The following is a 15,047-nucleotide window of genomic DNA, read 5'->3' as shown; positions in this document are numbered from 1 at the left end:
AAAGATATTTTCCAATAGCGGCTGAAGAGTCATTCGCGGGATCAAATAGCGACCGCAAGCCTCTACGCCCGTCTGTTCATATTGAAAAACAGGCCCGTACCGCAGCTCTTGGATTTGCAGAAAATGCTCGACGGTTTGCAGTTCCTTATCCAACGGGACGAGCTCCTGCGTGATGTCGAGGTTGCCCTCTAGCACTTTGATAAGATGATAGAGCATATTGCCGATTTCATTGGCACCTGATAATCTTGCTTTCCACTGGATGGAATTGAGTGTATTGAACAACAGATGCGGGTTGATCTGGTAGTGAACGGCTCGCAGCTCTGCTTCCTTTTTCAACTGCTCGGTTCGACTCACCTCGGCGATTAGCGTCTGAATCCGCCTCACCATTTGGTTGAAGCTCACCCCTAACCGCCCCAGCTCGTCTTCCGTGTCTACCTCTGCGCGCGTCTGTAGCTCGCCTGTTCCGACCAGACGCATCGTTTCTTGAAGTCGTTTGATTTTGCCTGTAATCCGTCTGGAAAATAAATACGCCAAAAGAAGTGCCAGGACTGCTGAAAGAATCAGTGCCGCGATAAAGAAGGATTGAATCACTTCCGCAGAGCGGTTCATTTGCTCGTACGGTAAGCGTACCTGAATCATCCAGTTGTTGGACTCCAGTGGCTTGTTCCAGACGACATCGCTCTCTTTCTGGACAAACGTACCCGCAGTCTGATAAATCAGCTCGCCATTTTTGGCTGTAATCGTCACATGCGCGCTCATGTCCTCTTCTAGCTGCGAAAACAATTGAAACAGCTTGCCTGCCTTCATCTCGATCAAAATCCGGCTGTCCTTCAACACGCCATAACCACTGAGAACAGGAACGACCAGACCGAGCACCTTCTCCTGATTGCGCAGCTCCGCCTCATCCTGAAATCCGACATAATGCCGTGGTGTGTAAAAACCGATCCATCGCTCCTCATCCAGCTTGGCGGGCAGTGCCTTCCACCACGATTCTCGCATCAAATCCTGTCCATTGATCACATTTTCCCCGAAAAAATAACCGGAGGGCGTCACGATAAAAATGCCTTTTGTATCAAGGTTGCGGTGCGCCCCCAGGTATCGCTCGAAGTTTTTTTGTTCCAGGAAGCCTGTGTACGTCTTCGGCTGTTCCTCCCGTATGACGACCAACGTCGGGTCTGACACGTACGTATTGATGTCATAAGCCATGTATCTCATTTGACTCAGGTAGTTGTCGATCTGGATTTGCAGTTGCGTAGCAATATACTCGCCTGACTTGCTAAATTGCTCGCGAACGACCATCGACGACTTCCAATACGCCATACTCCCCAGAGTAATCAGCGGAATAATGGCTGCAATCAGCATAAAAGCGAGCAGCTTGGCATGAATGCTTCTGCGCGGAAAGAGCGACCATGACTTCATGTGACAGAACCACCACCGGATTTTGATTAGTTGCACTATTCAATCTTTAGCTAAATTGTACAACGTTTCGGCGATGCCTTCGAGAACAATCAGCGGTTAATCCCACAAATTCCACTTATACAATTGAACCGGAGAAATTGCATCCTTCGAAAAAGGCGTTAACCTCATCTGGAAGAAAAACTCCTCTGGACGCAAGGCATGCTGCTCCGATTGCTTGGGTCCACAGCTATTGCTACCCAGCCCGTTTTGTCGATAATCGAGATGCAGTGTGACATACTCTCGTTTTACAAGATCTGTCGTGTGCTTCGCTTGCTCCAGATCGTCCGTATCATAGCGAAGTGCGCTAAATTCCAGGGTCGGTTGACCCATCGCGAAAAGTCCAATGCCTCGCTGATCCGTGATGGACATCCATTTTACGTCCGTGCGATTGCCATTTTCCTGTGGAAATACATATGGCGTGTACAGCTCATCCACGCTCGCGTGATATACCCCGATGCGATTGGCTTCCTTGCTGTCGATATACGCCTCTCCCGGTCCACGCCCATACCACGAGACACGCTCCATGTCTTTGGCGACCAATAGCTTCAAGCCGATTCGTGGCAACATAGCTGGCGGGGTGCCTTTGGGTGTGCCTTGAACATCTACCTGCACTTCGCCATTTCCAAACACGGTATACGTGTAGCGGCACGCAAATCCCCAGTCGTATACAGGCGGAGCAATCCGTACATCGCAGGTAATAACCACACGATCTTCTCGCTCCTGCTGGATGCTTACATGCTCCACCCGGTTTTGCAAACGATCGAGGTACACCTTGCGCCACTCTTCCACTACGTACATGTCATTGTCAATCGGAGCACGCCAAAACGTCAGACGAGGTCCTGCCACCAACAGTTCTTTTCCTGCAAACACCCAGCTCGTCGGTACACCGCTCACTTTGTCAAAAACGAAATGAAAATCTGCTCCTGTAAGGGTGACCTCGGTTTTCGTTTCTTTCGTATCTACCCTCCTGAACACAGGCTGATAGGGTGCGAGCGTAACCTGTTGGGCAACGGTCACTGGCAAGGAAAATTGTGCCCAAGCCAGCTCATGTCCGGCCTGTACCCAGCTCTCATCTTGGTCCAGCACAAAGCAGAGCGTCAGCCAATAGTCGGTTCGATCCTGAACTTGCGCAGGCAAGGTATAAGGTACAGATATAATGTTGGTACTTCCTGCTTCTGTATGTGGCAGCGACATCGATCCGCTCTGCACCACATGTCCGTCTGCTGTCACACTCCAAACCATTTTCACGTGCGCAAGCGTGCGGAAATCATAGCGGTTCGTAATGGTGACGAGCCCGCTTTCCAAATCAGTCGCTTCTACGACGATCGGCTCAATCACTTTTTTGTATTCGAGCAATCCAGGGGATGGGGTGCGATCCGGACGAATCAGTCCGTCGATGACGAAGTTGCCATTCGTCGGGTAGTCCCCGAAGTCTCCCCCGTAGGCATAATACTCTCGCCCATCCGGTGTATATTGGCGCAAGCCGTGATCAATCCATTCCCACACAAAGCCGCCCTGCAAGCGTTGATATTTGTCAAACACATTGGCGTAGTCGCGCAAGCCACCGGGTCCATTTCCCATGGCATGAGCATACTCGCACATGATATGCGGCTTTTGCAGATGCTCATTTTCACCGTGCTGGATCATTTTTTCAATCGAGGAGTACATGGTGGAAAATACGTCGCACACTTCTGCTTCGCGATCCTCCTCGTAGTGAATGAGGCGAGTCGGGTCCGCTTGTCTGCACCAAGCAGCCATCGCTCGGAAGTTGCAGCCGAAGCCAGATTCGTTGCCAAGCGACCACATGATGATCGACGGATGGTTTTTGTCCCGCTCCACCATGCGCTCCATGCGCTCCACATACGTCTGCTCCCACTCTGGATCATCGCTTAACTGGCTAATGTTGCCCGTTAACTGGAAGCCATGTGTCTCCAAATCGGTTTCGTCCATGACATACAATCCGTACTGGTCGCACAAATCATAAAAGCGTGGATCGTTCGGGTAATGCGCGGTACGAACGGCGTTGATGTTGTGACGCTTCATCATAAGCACATCTTCACGCATCGTTTCATACGGGACTGCCCGCCCGAGGTCAGGATGATGATCATGACGATTCACACCGTTTAGGCGAATCGCTACACCGTTCACGAAGAAGTTGTTTCCTTTTACTTCGATACGTCGGAAGCCGACGCGGATCGGGATGACTTCTGTCTTTTCACCCGACTCCTGCTCAATCGCAAGCAGCAGGTGATACAGGTTCGGCTCCTCCGCCGACCATTTTTTCGGCTCCTGCACCGGAAGCTCCAAATTCACGACCTTTTCTTGTCCGGCTGTCAGCTCGCCTGCTCCCGTGTCGGTCAGCGAAGCGATAAGCTTGTAGGATTGATCCAGCAGCTTTGCGGTCACGCTCACCCCGTCACAGGCAGCAGCGGAACTGTTTTCTACATGGACACGTACGCGCAGCACACCATGGCGGAATTCATCATCCAGATCAGTCACGACTGCCAGATCTCTCACATGCAGCTTCGGTCTGGCAATCAGGGAAACATCCCGGAAAATTCCGCTTAAGTACCACATATCCTGATCCTCGACATACGTACCGTCCGACCATTGGTACACTTGAACAGCCAAGCGGTTGCTGCCTTCCTGCAACAGCTCCGTCACATCAAACTCAGATGGCAAACGGCTTCCCTGGCTATAGCCGACTTCCTTCCCGTTCAGCCACACATGAAAAGCGCTGTCGACCCCTTCAAATCGCAGGATCACCTGATGATTTTGCCAAGCAGACGCAACCGTAAACTCTCGCAAATAGCAGCCTGTCGGGTTATCTGATGGAACATGCGGCGGATCGACCGGAAACGGATAGTACAAGTCCGTGTAATGCGGTTTACCGTACCCTTGGAGCTGCCAATGCCCTGGTACCTGAATTCGAGCCCACTCCGTCGCATCATAATCGGCGGCAAAAAAGTTTTCTGGCACACGCAGTGGAGATTTTGCGTAAGCAAACTGCCAATGCCCATTCAACAATTGAAACCACGGTGTCGCGCCTCTTTCATATGTCAGTGCTCCCGATTCTTCCGGGTAAGACAAAAAGTAAGCCCGCGCCGCCAAGCGATTTCGCTCTAGCAACTGATGATTTGCCCAGTCATACCGTTGATGCATCGATGTACACTCCTCTTTTTACAATTTCACGATTTCACGGTTCCTTGTTTCCTGTTCGTTGCTTGCAGGGCCAAGGCGCCAGCACCGAGCATGCCTGCATCTGCACCGAGCTCGGCCAAGACGATCTTTGTCTGTTGATGTACGACTTCCATGGCGTGCCGTTGTACACTCGCTTGTACAGGGACCAGCAATAGCTCCCCAGCTCGGCAAACGCCACCCCCAATCACTACGAGCTGCGGGTTGCACACGTTCACCAGCACAGACAAAGCCCAGCCAGTTACTTCACAAGCTTCGTTCCATGCGCAGGTCGCCACCGCATCACCTTGTTCCACGGCCGTAGCCACCTGCTCAGCCGTAATCCGCTCAATCTGTCCATCACACAAAGTAAACAGAGGAGAGGCCTTTGCTTGCCGCGGATTTGCATCGAGCTCCTTGTCCAAGCGTTCACGGGCCAATCTGGCAATACCGGTGGCAGATGCGACCGTCTCTACACAACCGAGCTTGCCGCAATTGCATGGAGCCGTAAGCCCTGGGTAACGCACATGACCAATCTCTCCCGCAAAACCGTGACTGCCGCGAACGAGTTTGCCTTCGTTTACAATCCCTGCCCCCACCCCCGTACCAAGCGGCACGAAAACGAGGTGACTAACCTCCCGGCCCGCACCGAATATGGCTTCTCCGAGCGCAGCCGTCCGTAAATCGTTTTCAAAAAAAAGCGGCAGCTCCACCAGCTTCGCGAGTGGTGTCCGCAAGTCTGCCTGATGCAATTGAAAGTTGGGCGAGTGAACCGATATCCCATTTTCCGCATCAAAAGGACCAGGAAAGCCGATCCCTACTGACTCTATTGGAACGGGTGATTGATCCCGCAGTTCTTTAATCAAAGCAGCCATTCGCTCGATCAAGATGGGCAAGTTGTTATGAACTTTTGTCTCCTTGGATGCCCGGAGGAGAATTCGCCCATTCTCGTCCATGACCGCCCCTTTCATTGTCGTACCACCGACATCGAGGCCAATTACATGGCGCATGCTGCTCCTCCCTTCTGAACCAGTTATTCTACTCGACTCGCTCCACATGCATCGGCTGACTCCTCAACCGCTGCACATCGTCGGGCGCGATCATGCCTGCTCCAAATGACCGTGTATTAGCGGCCCCGCATGCCATCCCTAGCCAAATCGCATCTGGCCAAGCCAAGCCTCGCATACGTCCGACAAGGACACCCGCAAGCATGGAATCACCGCAGCCCACCGTATTTTTCACTTCGGTATCTGCTAATGGGATCGCGGAAATACGCCACGTCTCCTGGCTATCGCCAAACCACGCGCCCTCCTCGCCCAACGAGAGAAGGACTCGCTGGGCACCCCGCTCACGGAGCTCGCGTATCGCTCTGCATCGGGCCTCGTCGTTATCCAGCGAAAATCCGAGAATCGCTTCTGCTTCCGGTCGATTGGGCTTGATGAGCGAGGGTGTTGCTTTTATTCCTTCCAGCAGGGCCTGACCGCTCGTATCGAGCACGCATGCGATTCCTTTCCCTGCGACACTTCGGATGAGCGCAGCGTAAGTTTCGGCTGGAACGCCACCTGGCAAGCTTCCGGAAAAAACCATGTACTGTGCCTGATCCGCCAGCTCGATCAAACGCGTTTGCAAGCGACTGATCTCTTCTTCACTGGGCGATGGACCTTGCTCTAGCACTTCTGTCACCGTTTTTTCCTGTTCGTCGAGAAAAGCGAGACACAGTCGGGATTCTCCGCTCGTTTCGATAAACGAGGACGTGATCCCCTCACGTTCGCAGCCTTCCGCGATGAACCTCCCGTTATGACCGGCGACAAAACCGCTTGCGACTACATCCTGCCCCAATGCTTTCGCTACACGCGCTACATTTATCCCTTTTCCGCCGGGCAAGCTCAGTACATCCCCCGTGCGGTGCAGCTCTCCAGAACGAAAATGCGAGAGGCGATACGTCTTATCGATGGCCGCGTTCAGCGTTACCGTTACCAGCATGCTATCTCACCTGCACAGTAACGAGCGGCTGCCCCATTTTTTGTTTGAACAAATTGATCACTTCTACCGGGGTTGGATCGACGCCGCGAATCAGAGCAGCGTACAGCGACACGAAGTCAGCCAAGTACACGATAGAAAACAACCGAGCCATCCGGGATACGCCGTGAGAATGTACCACCCTTACCCCACCAGCGCGCTCACGTAAAATGTCGGCACTGATCTCTACTCGCTGGGTCGTCTTCTCGCTGTCCTCCAGATCGCGAATGAGTGTAAAATGAACACCCTTCAGCAGCGCAGACGGCGAATCCCAACCCACAGCTTCATCGTGGTGAAGGCTCGGAATGGCGTTCCAAAATGCCATCAGCTTGCTATTTTCCCCGAGCTGGTTTTTCCAACGCCATGCAGGAGCATCGAAAAACGGTAGCGTTCCGTACACGACAGGTATCAATCCATCCATCTCGATGGCGATTTGTTTGGCTTCATTTTTCTCGATCGGAGAGTCCGTTCCGTAGATGTGCTTCCACTCCTCGAACAGGGCAATCGTCTCCTCGACCTCCGCGCGCTTGTCGGAAATCAGCCCGAGCTTCGTCAAGATGGCGAGAATCGGCAGGAAAATGTAACCGAGTACGATCCGCGGCATCATTCCGCCCGGCACGAGCAAGCACGCATGATTGTGTTCACGAGCCATCTCCAATACTTTTCCACCCGCCGTAATGACCGCGATCTGTGCTCCTTTGGCGATCGCTGCTTCGTAGCCGCTGACGACTTCTTCTGTATTGCCGGAGTGGCTAACGACGATGACGAGCGTCTTCTCATCCACAAAAGCCGGGATGGTGTAGCCTTGATTTAATTGAAGCGGCACTTGCAGCTCGTCAAACAAATACGACTTGATCAAATTGACGCTCGCAGCCGAACCACCACCAGTGCCAAGCACTACAATATTTTCAATTTTAACAGAAATATTAGATACATCTAAACTATCAGATAATTTTAGGCCCGTTTTAAATTGTTCATCGTAGCTTTCCGTATCTTGCAGAGCAGAAATCGTGTCCAGCTCGCGCAAGGCTTTTGCATCATTGAGGTTTATACGCATGTAAAATCGTCCCTTTCCCATTTTTTTGATTAACGTCCACTAGCTTTCCCGATACAACCGCACATCTCCATCTTGGCGAGTGCAACTTCTTTGACCGCCTGCTTGGCCTGCTTCATATAGGTGCGCGGGTCGTTTTCCTGCGGGTTGTTGTCAAATACGCCCTTGATCGCTTGTGAAAACGCGATACGCAGCTCTGTCGCTACGTTCATTTTTGCCATGCCGAGCTGAACTGCCCGCTTCACCTGCTCCACGGGAATTCCCGAGCCGCCATGCAACACAAGCGGCACAGAAACACGACGGGCAATCTCTTCGATGCGGGCAAAATCAATGCGCGGCTCCCCCTTGTAAATCCCGTGAGCCGTACCAATAGCCGGAGCCAACGTATCCACGCCCGTCAACTCGATAAATCTCTCGCACTCAATCGGGTCAGCCAGTGCAGCATCTGCATCGTCGACGACGAGATCATCCTCCACGCCCCCGACCTTGCCGAGCTCTGCCTCCACATTGACACCGCGTTCCCTAGCCAGCTCCACTACACGCCGCGTCATCTCCGCATTTTCCGCAAAAGGATGCATCGACGCATCGATCATGACCGATGTATATCCCGCTTCGATACATCGCATGATCAGCTCCTCTTCATGGCAATGATCCAAATGCAGGGCAATCGGCACCCGGGCCTCCTCTGAGGCTACCCGGGCAATTGCTGCTACATACTCCGGTCCAAGATGCCGGACCGTTCCGACTGTCGTCTGTAAAATGAGCGGTGCGTTTGCTTCGCAAGCCGCCTCCACTACTGCTTGGAGCATTTCCATCGTGTGTACGTTGAATGCCCCCACACAATATCCCTGCTCCCTTGCAGTGCGCAGCATCTGTGTCGATGATACCAACGCCATATTGATCCCTCCGTTTCCTTTCTGATCTGGTAGTTTACCTGATTACGCCCTGCAAGCTCGCCAGCTCCAGGTTGATGCCCAGCTCCGCATACTTACTGACAAGATGCTGTGCCGCCGCATCTGTAATAATCCGATCGACATCGGACACCCCGGCGAACTTCGCCAAATACGTCTCTCCGAACTTGCTATGGTCGGCCAGCACGTAGACTTTTCTGGCGCGTTCCATCATGACCTGGTTGATTTGCGCTTCGGCCAGATTGAGCGTCGTCAGCCCATTTTCCGGATGAACCCCATCTGCCCCGATAAAACATTTGAAGACAGAAAGTCCTCGCAAATTGTCCGCTGCGACAGAACCAACGAGCGCAAAGGATTTGTGGCGCATCTCTCCACCGATCAAGATGACGTGATGCTTGCCTTGACTGTTCAGCTCCATCGCGATGTTGACCGCATTCGTCACGACGGTCAGATCATTCAAGCCGCGCAGCAGCTTGGCGAGCTCCATCATCGTTGTCCCTGCTCCGAGAATAACCGTGTCCCCCGGCTGTATGTGCGACAGCGCTTGATAGGCGATCGCTTGCTTTTCTTCGCTTCTCTCTTCCAGCTTTTCCGTAAAACTGCGCTCCAATGGCAAGAAATTCGTAATCGTCGCTCCTCCGTGAATGCGGGTCAGCAGGCCATCGTTTTCGAGCTTGATCAAATCTTTTCGGATCGTTACTTCAGACACATCCAGGGCCAGACTCAATTGGCTGACGGTTACGCTCTGTTCTGCCTTCAATTGTTCGAGAATCTTGCTGTGCCGTTCGGCTGCCAGCATAGGACTTCACTTCCTTACGATCATGAATTATCTCGTTTCGTTTTATTTCTATTTACCTTTCGTTTACTTTCATTTCGATCTTAGCATTGCAGAAAAACGAATGTCAAATAAGATATGAAATTTTCCGAAAATAAAACCAGCCTGCTCTGGTTCTCGACCAAAACAGACTGGTTGGTTGCAGCTTTACCCGATATCCCGACTTTCCAGCATGAAATCAATAAATTTCTTATGCGCCCGTGAGAGCCACTTGTTTTTATGGTAGGCAATTTGCGCATAGAACAATAGCTCTTCCTCGCACGCTATCATTTTCACTTTTTGCTCATTCAACAAGGCTTCGACGCTAATATGCGGCATCAAGCTCACGCCTAGCCCGTTCGCCACACTCTGCTTGATCGCTTCCATACTGGAGAATTCCAGGTGGTGTTTCGGCTTGATCTCTCTTTTTTCCAAGAATCGTTGAAAAAACCGCCGCAGAGCACAATGCTCTCCGCTGAAAATCATACATTCCTCGCCAGCATCCTCTATTTTTTCAAACGAATGATCGCGCCCTCCTATAAAAACCAGGCGCTCGGTCGAGAACGGCTCCACGACCAGATTCGGATCATCGAGCTTTGGCTCCAGCGTGATCACGATATCCAATAGACCTTCATGCAGCTTTTCCCGCAAGCGACTACAATCATCCATCACAAATGAAATATTTACGCCCGGGTAGCTAGCTCTGTACTTGGACAAAATGTCCCCCAACCGATAGATCGTAATCGTCTCCGAGGCTCCGATGCGCAGCTCGCCTTGCAGTGATTGCTCATTCGCCGATATATCCTTGATCTTCGCATACGAAACCAGCAGCTCCTCGACATACGTGTACAGCTCGCGGCCATAGGCGGTTAACTGGATTTTCTTTCCCAGTCGATCAAACAGAGGAACTCCCATTCCTTCTTCCAATTGCTGAATATGGGACGTAATCGTCGCCTGTGAATATTGCAGTGCTTGTGCGGCCTTCGTAAAGCTGTTGAAATCGACGACTGCCTTAAAGGTTTGAAATTGGCGAATCTCCATGCCGCTCCCCCTTGCCCGCATGTTTATTATCAGAAATCCTGAAGGTCACCTTCAGAACTTTCATTTTTACTAATAACTAATGATAGCATATCATTCTTGGTAAGTACCGGTACGGCTTGAACGATTCGAACAGAGGAGCTGATTTTCGATGAAAAAAGTGTGCTTGTTATTACCGAATGGCTTTGAAGCAGTAGAGGCTAGCGTATTTACAGATGTGATCGGCTGGAACAAGGAAGAGGGCGACGGAACAACGGAGCTGGTGACGGTGGGCACGCGCAAAGAATTGAAATGCACGTGGAATTTTACCGTAATCCCCGAAATGGTGATCGACGATGCGGATGTAAATGACTTCGATGCATTGGCATTGCCTGGCGGTTTTGAGCAGGCGGGCTTTTATGAAGATGCTTATCGCGAGGACGTTCTCGCTTTCATACGCGAATTTGAAAAGCAAGGCAAAGTGATCGCCTCCATCTGTGTCGGCGCACTGCCGCTCGGGAAAAGTGGGATTTTGCAAGGACGGAAAGCAACGACCTACAACCTGAACAACCAGCTACGGCAAAAGCAACTAGCTGCGATGGGTGCCCATGTCATCCCTGACCAATCCATCGTCATCGACAACAACATCATCACCTCGTACAACCCTTCGACCGCTTTTGATGTGGCATTCACCTTGCTGGAGTCGCTGACATCCCGCGAAAACACCGACAATGTGAAGCGCTTGATGGGGTTTCTTGTATAATAAAACCGGCATTTTGCCCAGTGCTCTTGGGTAAATGCCGGTTTCTTTCTGCTATTTAACGAACAAGCTCGCCAGCGCTCACTGTGTCTAAATGAATGAGAATATCAAATGCTTGCCCAAGCGAGGTTGTTATCGTGTTTGGTTTGCTTGGATCAGCAGAACCGAATCCGATCAAAAACGGCTGTTCTTCCTCTAACCATTTTTGGGTGAGACCTGTAGCATTCCGTAAATCAACAAAGTATTGATCCTTTGAGACTTGATCCAGAGTATGATTGAATGTTTTTGGATCATTCAATTGAATGGTAGCTGGAACAATTTTATTTTCAAGGTTAAACGCGTTATAATCGCCTTTCCCGAATGAAGTTCCAATCGTTACATATTCCTTTCCATAATGCTCCAGTAAATGCTGACCGGCGAGCTTCGGGTATACCTCTTGCAACATATTGTTCTTTGCGATGTGCCCATTGTGACCCCATACGATTGTTTTTCCCAGCTGTTCATGAGCCCACTTCGCATTCTCAAACATCGCGATATCATGCTTCAAAAATAATTCAGATGGATTCTCTGAGAAGTTGAAATACATGCCAGTAAATTGCTCAATGACCTTGGCGTGTTGCTTAATCCTTGCGAACTCCTTGGATTGGCCGTTCAAACTGCTTTTGTTTTGTTCCAATATTTCCGTGATTTCTTTCGCTTGCTCCTGATGTTTTTCCTGAATGGCCTGTGGCAAAGCTGAATAGGTTTCCAGGTCCTTCGTAGCTTCGGCAAGTTCCTTCATTTTATTATTCACACGGGGCAGCAGGTCAGGCTTATATTTTTTTATATACTGTCTGATCTCATCGTATACATTTTCGCTGACATTTTGTACATCCATTCCGACCACCCGTAGTTTCTCTTCGTTCTCGGGATCGGCATTGTACTCACGCATCCATTCCAGCATGTCTACGATTTCTTTTGTTTGAAATATAGGCATTAGGAATTTACTCGGATTCCCTTCTCCTGTGAGAACGTAATGATCAAGTTTCAATGCGTTGCCCCAGTTTTCTTCTAATACAAGGGTGGTAAAGCCCATTTCCATGACGAGAAATTCAACAAACCGGTGTTTCATCGTAAAAATTTCACGACTTCCATGATTTGCCTCACCTAAACCTACGATTGAAGCAGAACCGATCATTTGGCGCAGCGGTTCAATATCTTTAAGATCAGTCCCAGGCTCAGCGCTATTCAATTGAAAAGAGTTCAGCTCTAACCATTCTTTTGGACTTAGATTTTCTGCCTTCTTCCCTTGTTGTTCGCTGTCCATCTCGGTTAATGGAGCTGTATTCGTGCATCCTGTTATGAGTAGACCACAAATCGATACCGCGACGATGATACTTCTGTAAAAGTTCATTTCTCTTTCCTCCTAAAAGCTTCCTTGGCGCAAAGTATGGCATGGGCACTGCCTGTACAACAAGTAGCGTTTTGTCATAAGTTTCAGACGCCCTGTTACCAACGGTTTCTCCCTGCCCCATATGACAATTTGTCATCAAAAAAAGCACCGGATCTTGAAGATCGGTACTTTTGAAATAGCATTTACGATGTCATATGCTGCAATCGGGGATAAGAATAAGCCATCCATCACACCCTACTGGCAAAAGGAGTGGTGAATCATGGAGAAAAAGCGAGGTTCTGCCGAGCACGAGCCTTCAGTAGCGCCAAGCATGTATGGTCATGATCCTTTGGAAGAAAAGGCAACGGAAGAAGAAGTGGAAAAAGGGGATTACACAAAGGTAACGCGGCTGTTCCTGGATCGAACGCCGGAAGAGTAAAGACGGGATTTCTCCCGTCTTTTTGTCTTCTATAGGATATTCTCGGTTCTCGCCAGTTCAATGGCTTCTTCCCGGTTGCTGACACCGAGCTTGGAGTAAAGGGTGGAACAGTAATTCCGTACCGTTCCCTCTGATAAAAAGAGTTTGGTGGCAATCGATTTGTAGCGAAGCCCGTCCGATAAATGCTGTAAAATCTCCCTTTCCCGTTTCGTCAATCCATACGGATCATTCGGGCTGTACTTCTCTAACTGCTCACGTTGGCGCTTCATCTCTTCAAATACCCGGGTGGCGATCGACTGGTCAAGCCACGTTCCCCCGCTATTGATAAGCTTCATCGCTTCCATCATCTCTTTTGGACGAGTAGATTTTAGCATATATCCTTCCGCCCCGTGCTCCAATGCTGTTGCCGCCTGTACCGAATCCTCAAACGTTGTCATGACCACAACCTTCATGTTCGGCCAGCGTTCTTTCATTTGAAGGAAGGCCTCCAGTCCATTCATCCCTTGCATGTGCACGTCCATTAACACGATATCCGGCTGGTGTCGCTCACACTGTTCTAATGCTTCATGCCCATCACTAGCTGTACCAACAACGATAAAGTTGTCCTGCTGGCTTAAGATTTGCTGTAAGCTCTCGGCAATCATCACCTGATCGTCAACAATAAGCAGGCGGATACTTCCATGTCCAGCTTCTACCTGTATGGGAACATTACAAATGACAACGGTTCCTTGCCCTGATTTTGAATGAACGGACAGCGTACCTTGCTGTTGCTCAAGCCGTTCTTTTATTCCTTTTAGTTCTAAGCCGAACTCGATGGATTCCATTCCATTTCCATTATCTTCAATTTGTAAACGGAGTTGCTGACTTTCGAAATACAGATCAACAGATATTACACTAGCTTGGCCGTGACGAACCGCAATTGTGAGCGATTCTTGCAGGCAACGATATAAACAAATGCTCATTTTTTGCATAACGAGTGTCTCACTGCCGATCACGCGGAAGTTGACCGTTACACCTGTTGACTTCATAAATTCTTCTGTTAGTTCCAGTAGCGCCTCACTTAACGACTGATTGAACCGAGCATGAGCATGAGAGAGCTGATGGAAATGCTTTCTGATATCATCCAGACTGCCTTGAGCGATTGAGACAAGTTTATCGACTCGTTCGATCTGTGAATCAGCAACCGAGGACCGGAGCGACTCAACACCAACAATCAGAGAGGTTAACGAATGGCCAATCGTGTCATGTAACTCATGTGACAACCGATTACGTTCCTCGATCAGTGTCAGCTCCTCGATTTGCTTAATATGCTGCTCCAGTAATTGCTTCTGTTCTTGAATGATACGGCCTTGCTTATGAGACTCAATTAATATGCTAAACGCCATACCAATCGCAAAACCAAAGCTGCAACTAAACATGAACTCGTACGGGAGACGATTGGTAATTAACCCGTTCAAAGCCGGAAAAATAATCCCACTAGAGATTCCCGTCCACATATACGTTTTGCGACTACTGGCTACACCAATAATGATCACCAGTAAAACGAAAGACCAAATCAATCCAGGCGCTACATAGGCCACAAATAGATAAAAAAAGCCTGTCATGACGACTTCGACAGCCAGATACCCATTTTCTTTTCTATATTGAACGATCAATGGAATGGCATAAACCAAAAGGGCACTAAGGATGATGACTCCGAACGGAACGGCTATCATTGCCGGATACATAGCATCTGCGATGACGATGATACCTAGCCAAATCGTTCGCAAGGCAAAAATGACCCAATTGTACCAAAACCATTTTTTTATGTTGAATATCATTTTTCATGTACTCCTGCTCATTTGAATGGTAAGGAATTTCCCGAATGTTTCTGACTCATCATGCCTCACCAATTCCTGATCCGTCAAGCAAAATGCGCCGTGTCATATAGCCTTTATGACATTCTATCATGCCGTAAATATGATGGGTTGGCACGATGTCATATATAGATTGAACGGTATTGTCACTATGTGATTTTACAGCCCTG

The 15,047-nt window shown here is 49.8% G+C and carries 12 protein-coding genes; 2 read left to right on the top strand and 10 right to left on the bottom strand.

Annotation, left to right across the window (positions count from 1 at the left end; all coding sequences use genetic code 11):
- From HP568_RS27760 to HP568_RS27725, 8 genes are all read right to left on the bottom strand, one after another.
- The coding region (locus tag HP568_RS27760) for a cache domain-containing sensor histidine kinase (protein ID WP_173630790.1) at positions 1-1,419 on the bottom strand (1,419 nt) is incomplete at its 3' end.
- A 96-nt stretch (positions 1,420-1,515) separates the two neighbouring features.
- Positions 1,516-4,620, bottom strand: a complete 3,105-nt coding sequence (ebgA, locus tag HP568_RS27755) for a beta-galactosidase subunit alpha (protein ID WP_173630789.1) — start codon at positions 4,618-4,620, stop codon at positions 1,516-1,518.
- A 26-nt stretch (positions 4,621-4,646) separates the two neighbouring features.
- The gene (locus tag HP568_RS27750) at positions 4,647-5,645 is read right to left on the bottom strand and encodes an ROK family protein (RefSeq protein WP_173630788.1); all 999 of its coding nucleotides are present in this window, start codon (positions 5,643-5,645) and stop codon (positions 4,647-4,649) included.
- Positions 5,646-5,673: 28 nt separating this feature from the next.
- Positions 5,674-6,618 (bottom strand): 1-phosphofructokinase family hexose kinase, encoded by a 945-nt coding sequence (locus HP568_RS27745; protein ID WP_173630787.1) that lies wholly within the window; start codon positions 6,616-6,618, stop codon positions 5,674-5,676.
- 1 nt (position 6,619) lies between these two features.
- The gene (locus HP568_RS27740; protein WP_173630786.1) at positions 6,620-7,711 is read right to left on the bottom strand and encodes a bifunctional phosphoglucose/phosphomannose isomerase; all 1,092 of its coding nucleotides are present in this window, start codon (positions 7,709-7,711) and stop codon (positions 6,620-6,622) included.
- Positions 7,712-7,740: 29 nt separating this feature from the next.
- Complete coding sequence (locus HP568_RS27735) at positions 7,741-8,604, bottom strand: class II fructose-bisphosphate aldolase (protein WP_048035397.1); 864 nt, start codon at positions 8,602-8,604, stop codon at positions 7,741-7,743.
- 34 nt (positions 8,605-8,638) lie between these two features.
- On the bottom strand, positions 8,639-9,418 hold the full coding sequence (locus HP568_RS27730; protein ID WP_173630785.1) for a DeoR/GlpR family DNA-binding transcription regulator: 780 nt from the start codon (positions 9,416-9,418) through the stop codon (positions 8,639-8,641).
- Positions 9,419-9,601: 183 nt separating this feature from the next.
- Positions 9,602-10,474 (bottom strand): LysR family transcriptional regulator, encoded by an 873-nt coding sequence (locus tag HP568_RS27725; RefSeq protein ID WP_048035399.1) that lies wholly within the window; start codon positions 10,472-10,474, stop codon positions 9,602-9,604.
- Between the two features lie 148 nt (positions 10,475-10,622).
- On the opposite strand from HP568_RS27725, the gene HP568_RS27720 reads away from it, so the two are divergent.
- Positions 10,623-11,213, top strand: coding sequence for a DJ-1/PfpI family protein (locus HP568_RS27720; RefSeq protein ID WP_173630784.1), 591 nt, complete (start codon positions 10,623-10,625; stop codon positions 11,211-11,213).
- Positions 11,214-11,268: 55 nt separating this feature from the next.
- On the opposite strand, the gene HP568_RS27715 is transcribed toward HP568_RS27720, so the two are convergent.
- Positions 11,269-12,603: an erythromycin esterase family protein gene (locus HP568_RS27715; RefSeq protein WP_048035401.1), complete on the bottom strand. Its 1,335-nt coding sequence runs from the start codon at positions 12,601-12,603 to the stop codon at positions 11,269-11,271.
- A gap of 259 nt (positions 12,604-12,862) precedes the next feature.
- Between HP568_RS27715 and HP568_RS27710 the strand changes: the two genes are divergently transcribed.
- Complete coding sequence (locus HP568_RS27710) at positions 12,863-13,021, top strand: hypothetical protein (protein WP_173630783.1); 159 nt, start codon at positions 12,863-12,865, stop codon at positions 13,019-13,021.
- A gap of 29 nt (positions 13,022-13,050) precedes the next feature.
- On the opposite strand, the gene HP568_RS27705 is transcribed toward HP568_RS27710, so the two are convergent.
- Positions 13,051-14,841, bottom strand: a complete 1,791-nt coding sequence (locus HP568_RS27705) for a helix-turn-helix transcriptional regulator (protein ID WP_173630782.1) — start codon at positions 14,839-14,841, stop codon at positions 13,051-13,053.
- Positions 14,842-15,047 lie beyond the last annotated feature (206 nt).

This window comes from Brevibacillus sp. MS2.2 (assembly GCF_013284345.1).
Classification (GTDB): Bacteria; Bacillota; Bacilli; order Brevibacillales; family Brevibacillaceae; genus Brevibacillus; species Brevibacillus brevis_C.
The sequence above is the reverse complement of the archived record's forward strand: the minus strand, read 5'-3'. Positions and strand labels throughout refer to the sequence as shown.

Excerpts from the sequence above, each read along its gene's own strand:
- ebgA (WP_173630789.1), bottom strand. The coding sequence starts at position 4,620 with ATGCATCAACGGTATGACTGGGCAAATCATCAGTTGCTAGAGCGAAAT.
- HP568_RS27750 (WP_173630788.1), bottom strand. The coding sequence starts at position 5,645 with ATGCGCCATGTAATTGGCCTCGATGTCGGTGGTACGACAATGAAAGGG.
- HP568_RS27745 (WP_173630787.1), bottom strand. The coding sequence starts at position 6,618 with ATGCTGGTAACGGTAACGCTGAACGCGGCCATCGATAAGACGTATCGC.
- HP568_RS27740 (WP_173630786.1), bottom strand. The coding sequence starts at position 7,711 with ATGCGTATAAACCTCAATGATGCAAAAGCCTTGCGCGAGCTGGACACG.
- HP568_RS27735 (WP_048035397.1), bottom strand. The coding sequence starts at position 8,604 with ATGGCGTTGGTATCATCGACACAGATGCTGCGCACTGCAAGGGAGCAG.
- HP568_RS27730 (WP_173630785.1), bottom strand. The coding sequence starts at position 9,418 with ATGCTGGCAGCCGAACGGCACAGCAAGATTCTCGAACAATTGAAGGCA.
- HP568_RS27725 (WP_048035399.1), bottom strand. The coding sequence starts at position 10,474 with ATGGAGATTCGCCAATTTCAAACCTTTAAGGCAGTCGTCGATTTCAAC.
- HP568_RS27720 (WP_173630784.1), top strand. The coding sequence starts at position 10,623 with ATGAAAAAAGTGTGCTTGTTATTACCGAATGGCTTTGAAGCAGTAGAG.
- HP568_RS27715 (WP_048035401.1), bottom strand. The coding sequence starts at position 12,603 with ATGAACTTTTACAGAAGTATCATCGTCGCGGTATCGATTTGTGGTCTA.
- HP568_RS27710 (WP_173630783.1), top strand. The coding sequence starts at position 12,863 with ATGGAGAAAAAGCGAGGTTCTGCCGAGCACGAGCCTTCAGTAGCGCCA.
- HP568_RS27705 (WP_173630782.1), bottom strand. The coding sequence starts at position 14,841 with ATGATATTCAACATAAAAAAATGGTTTTGGTACAATTGGGTCATTTTT.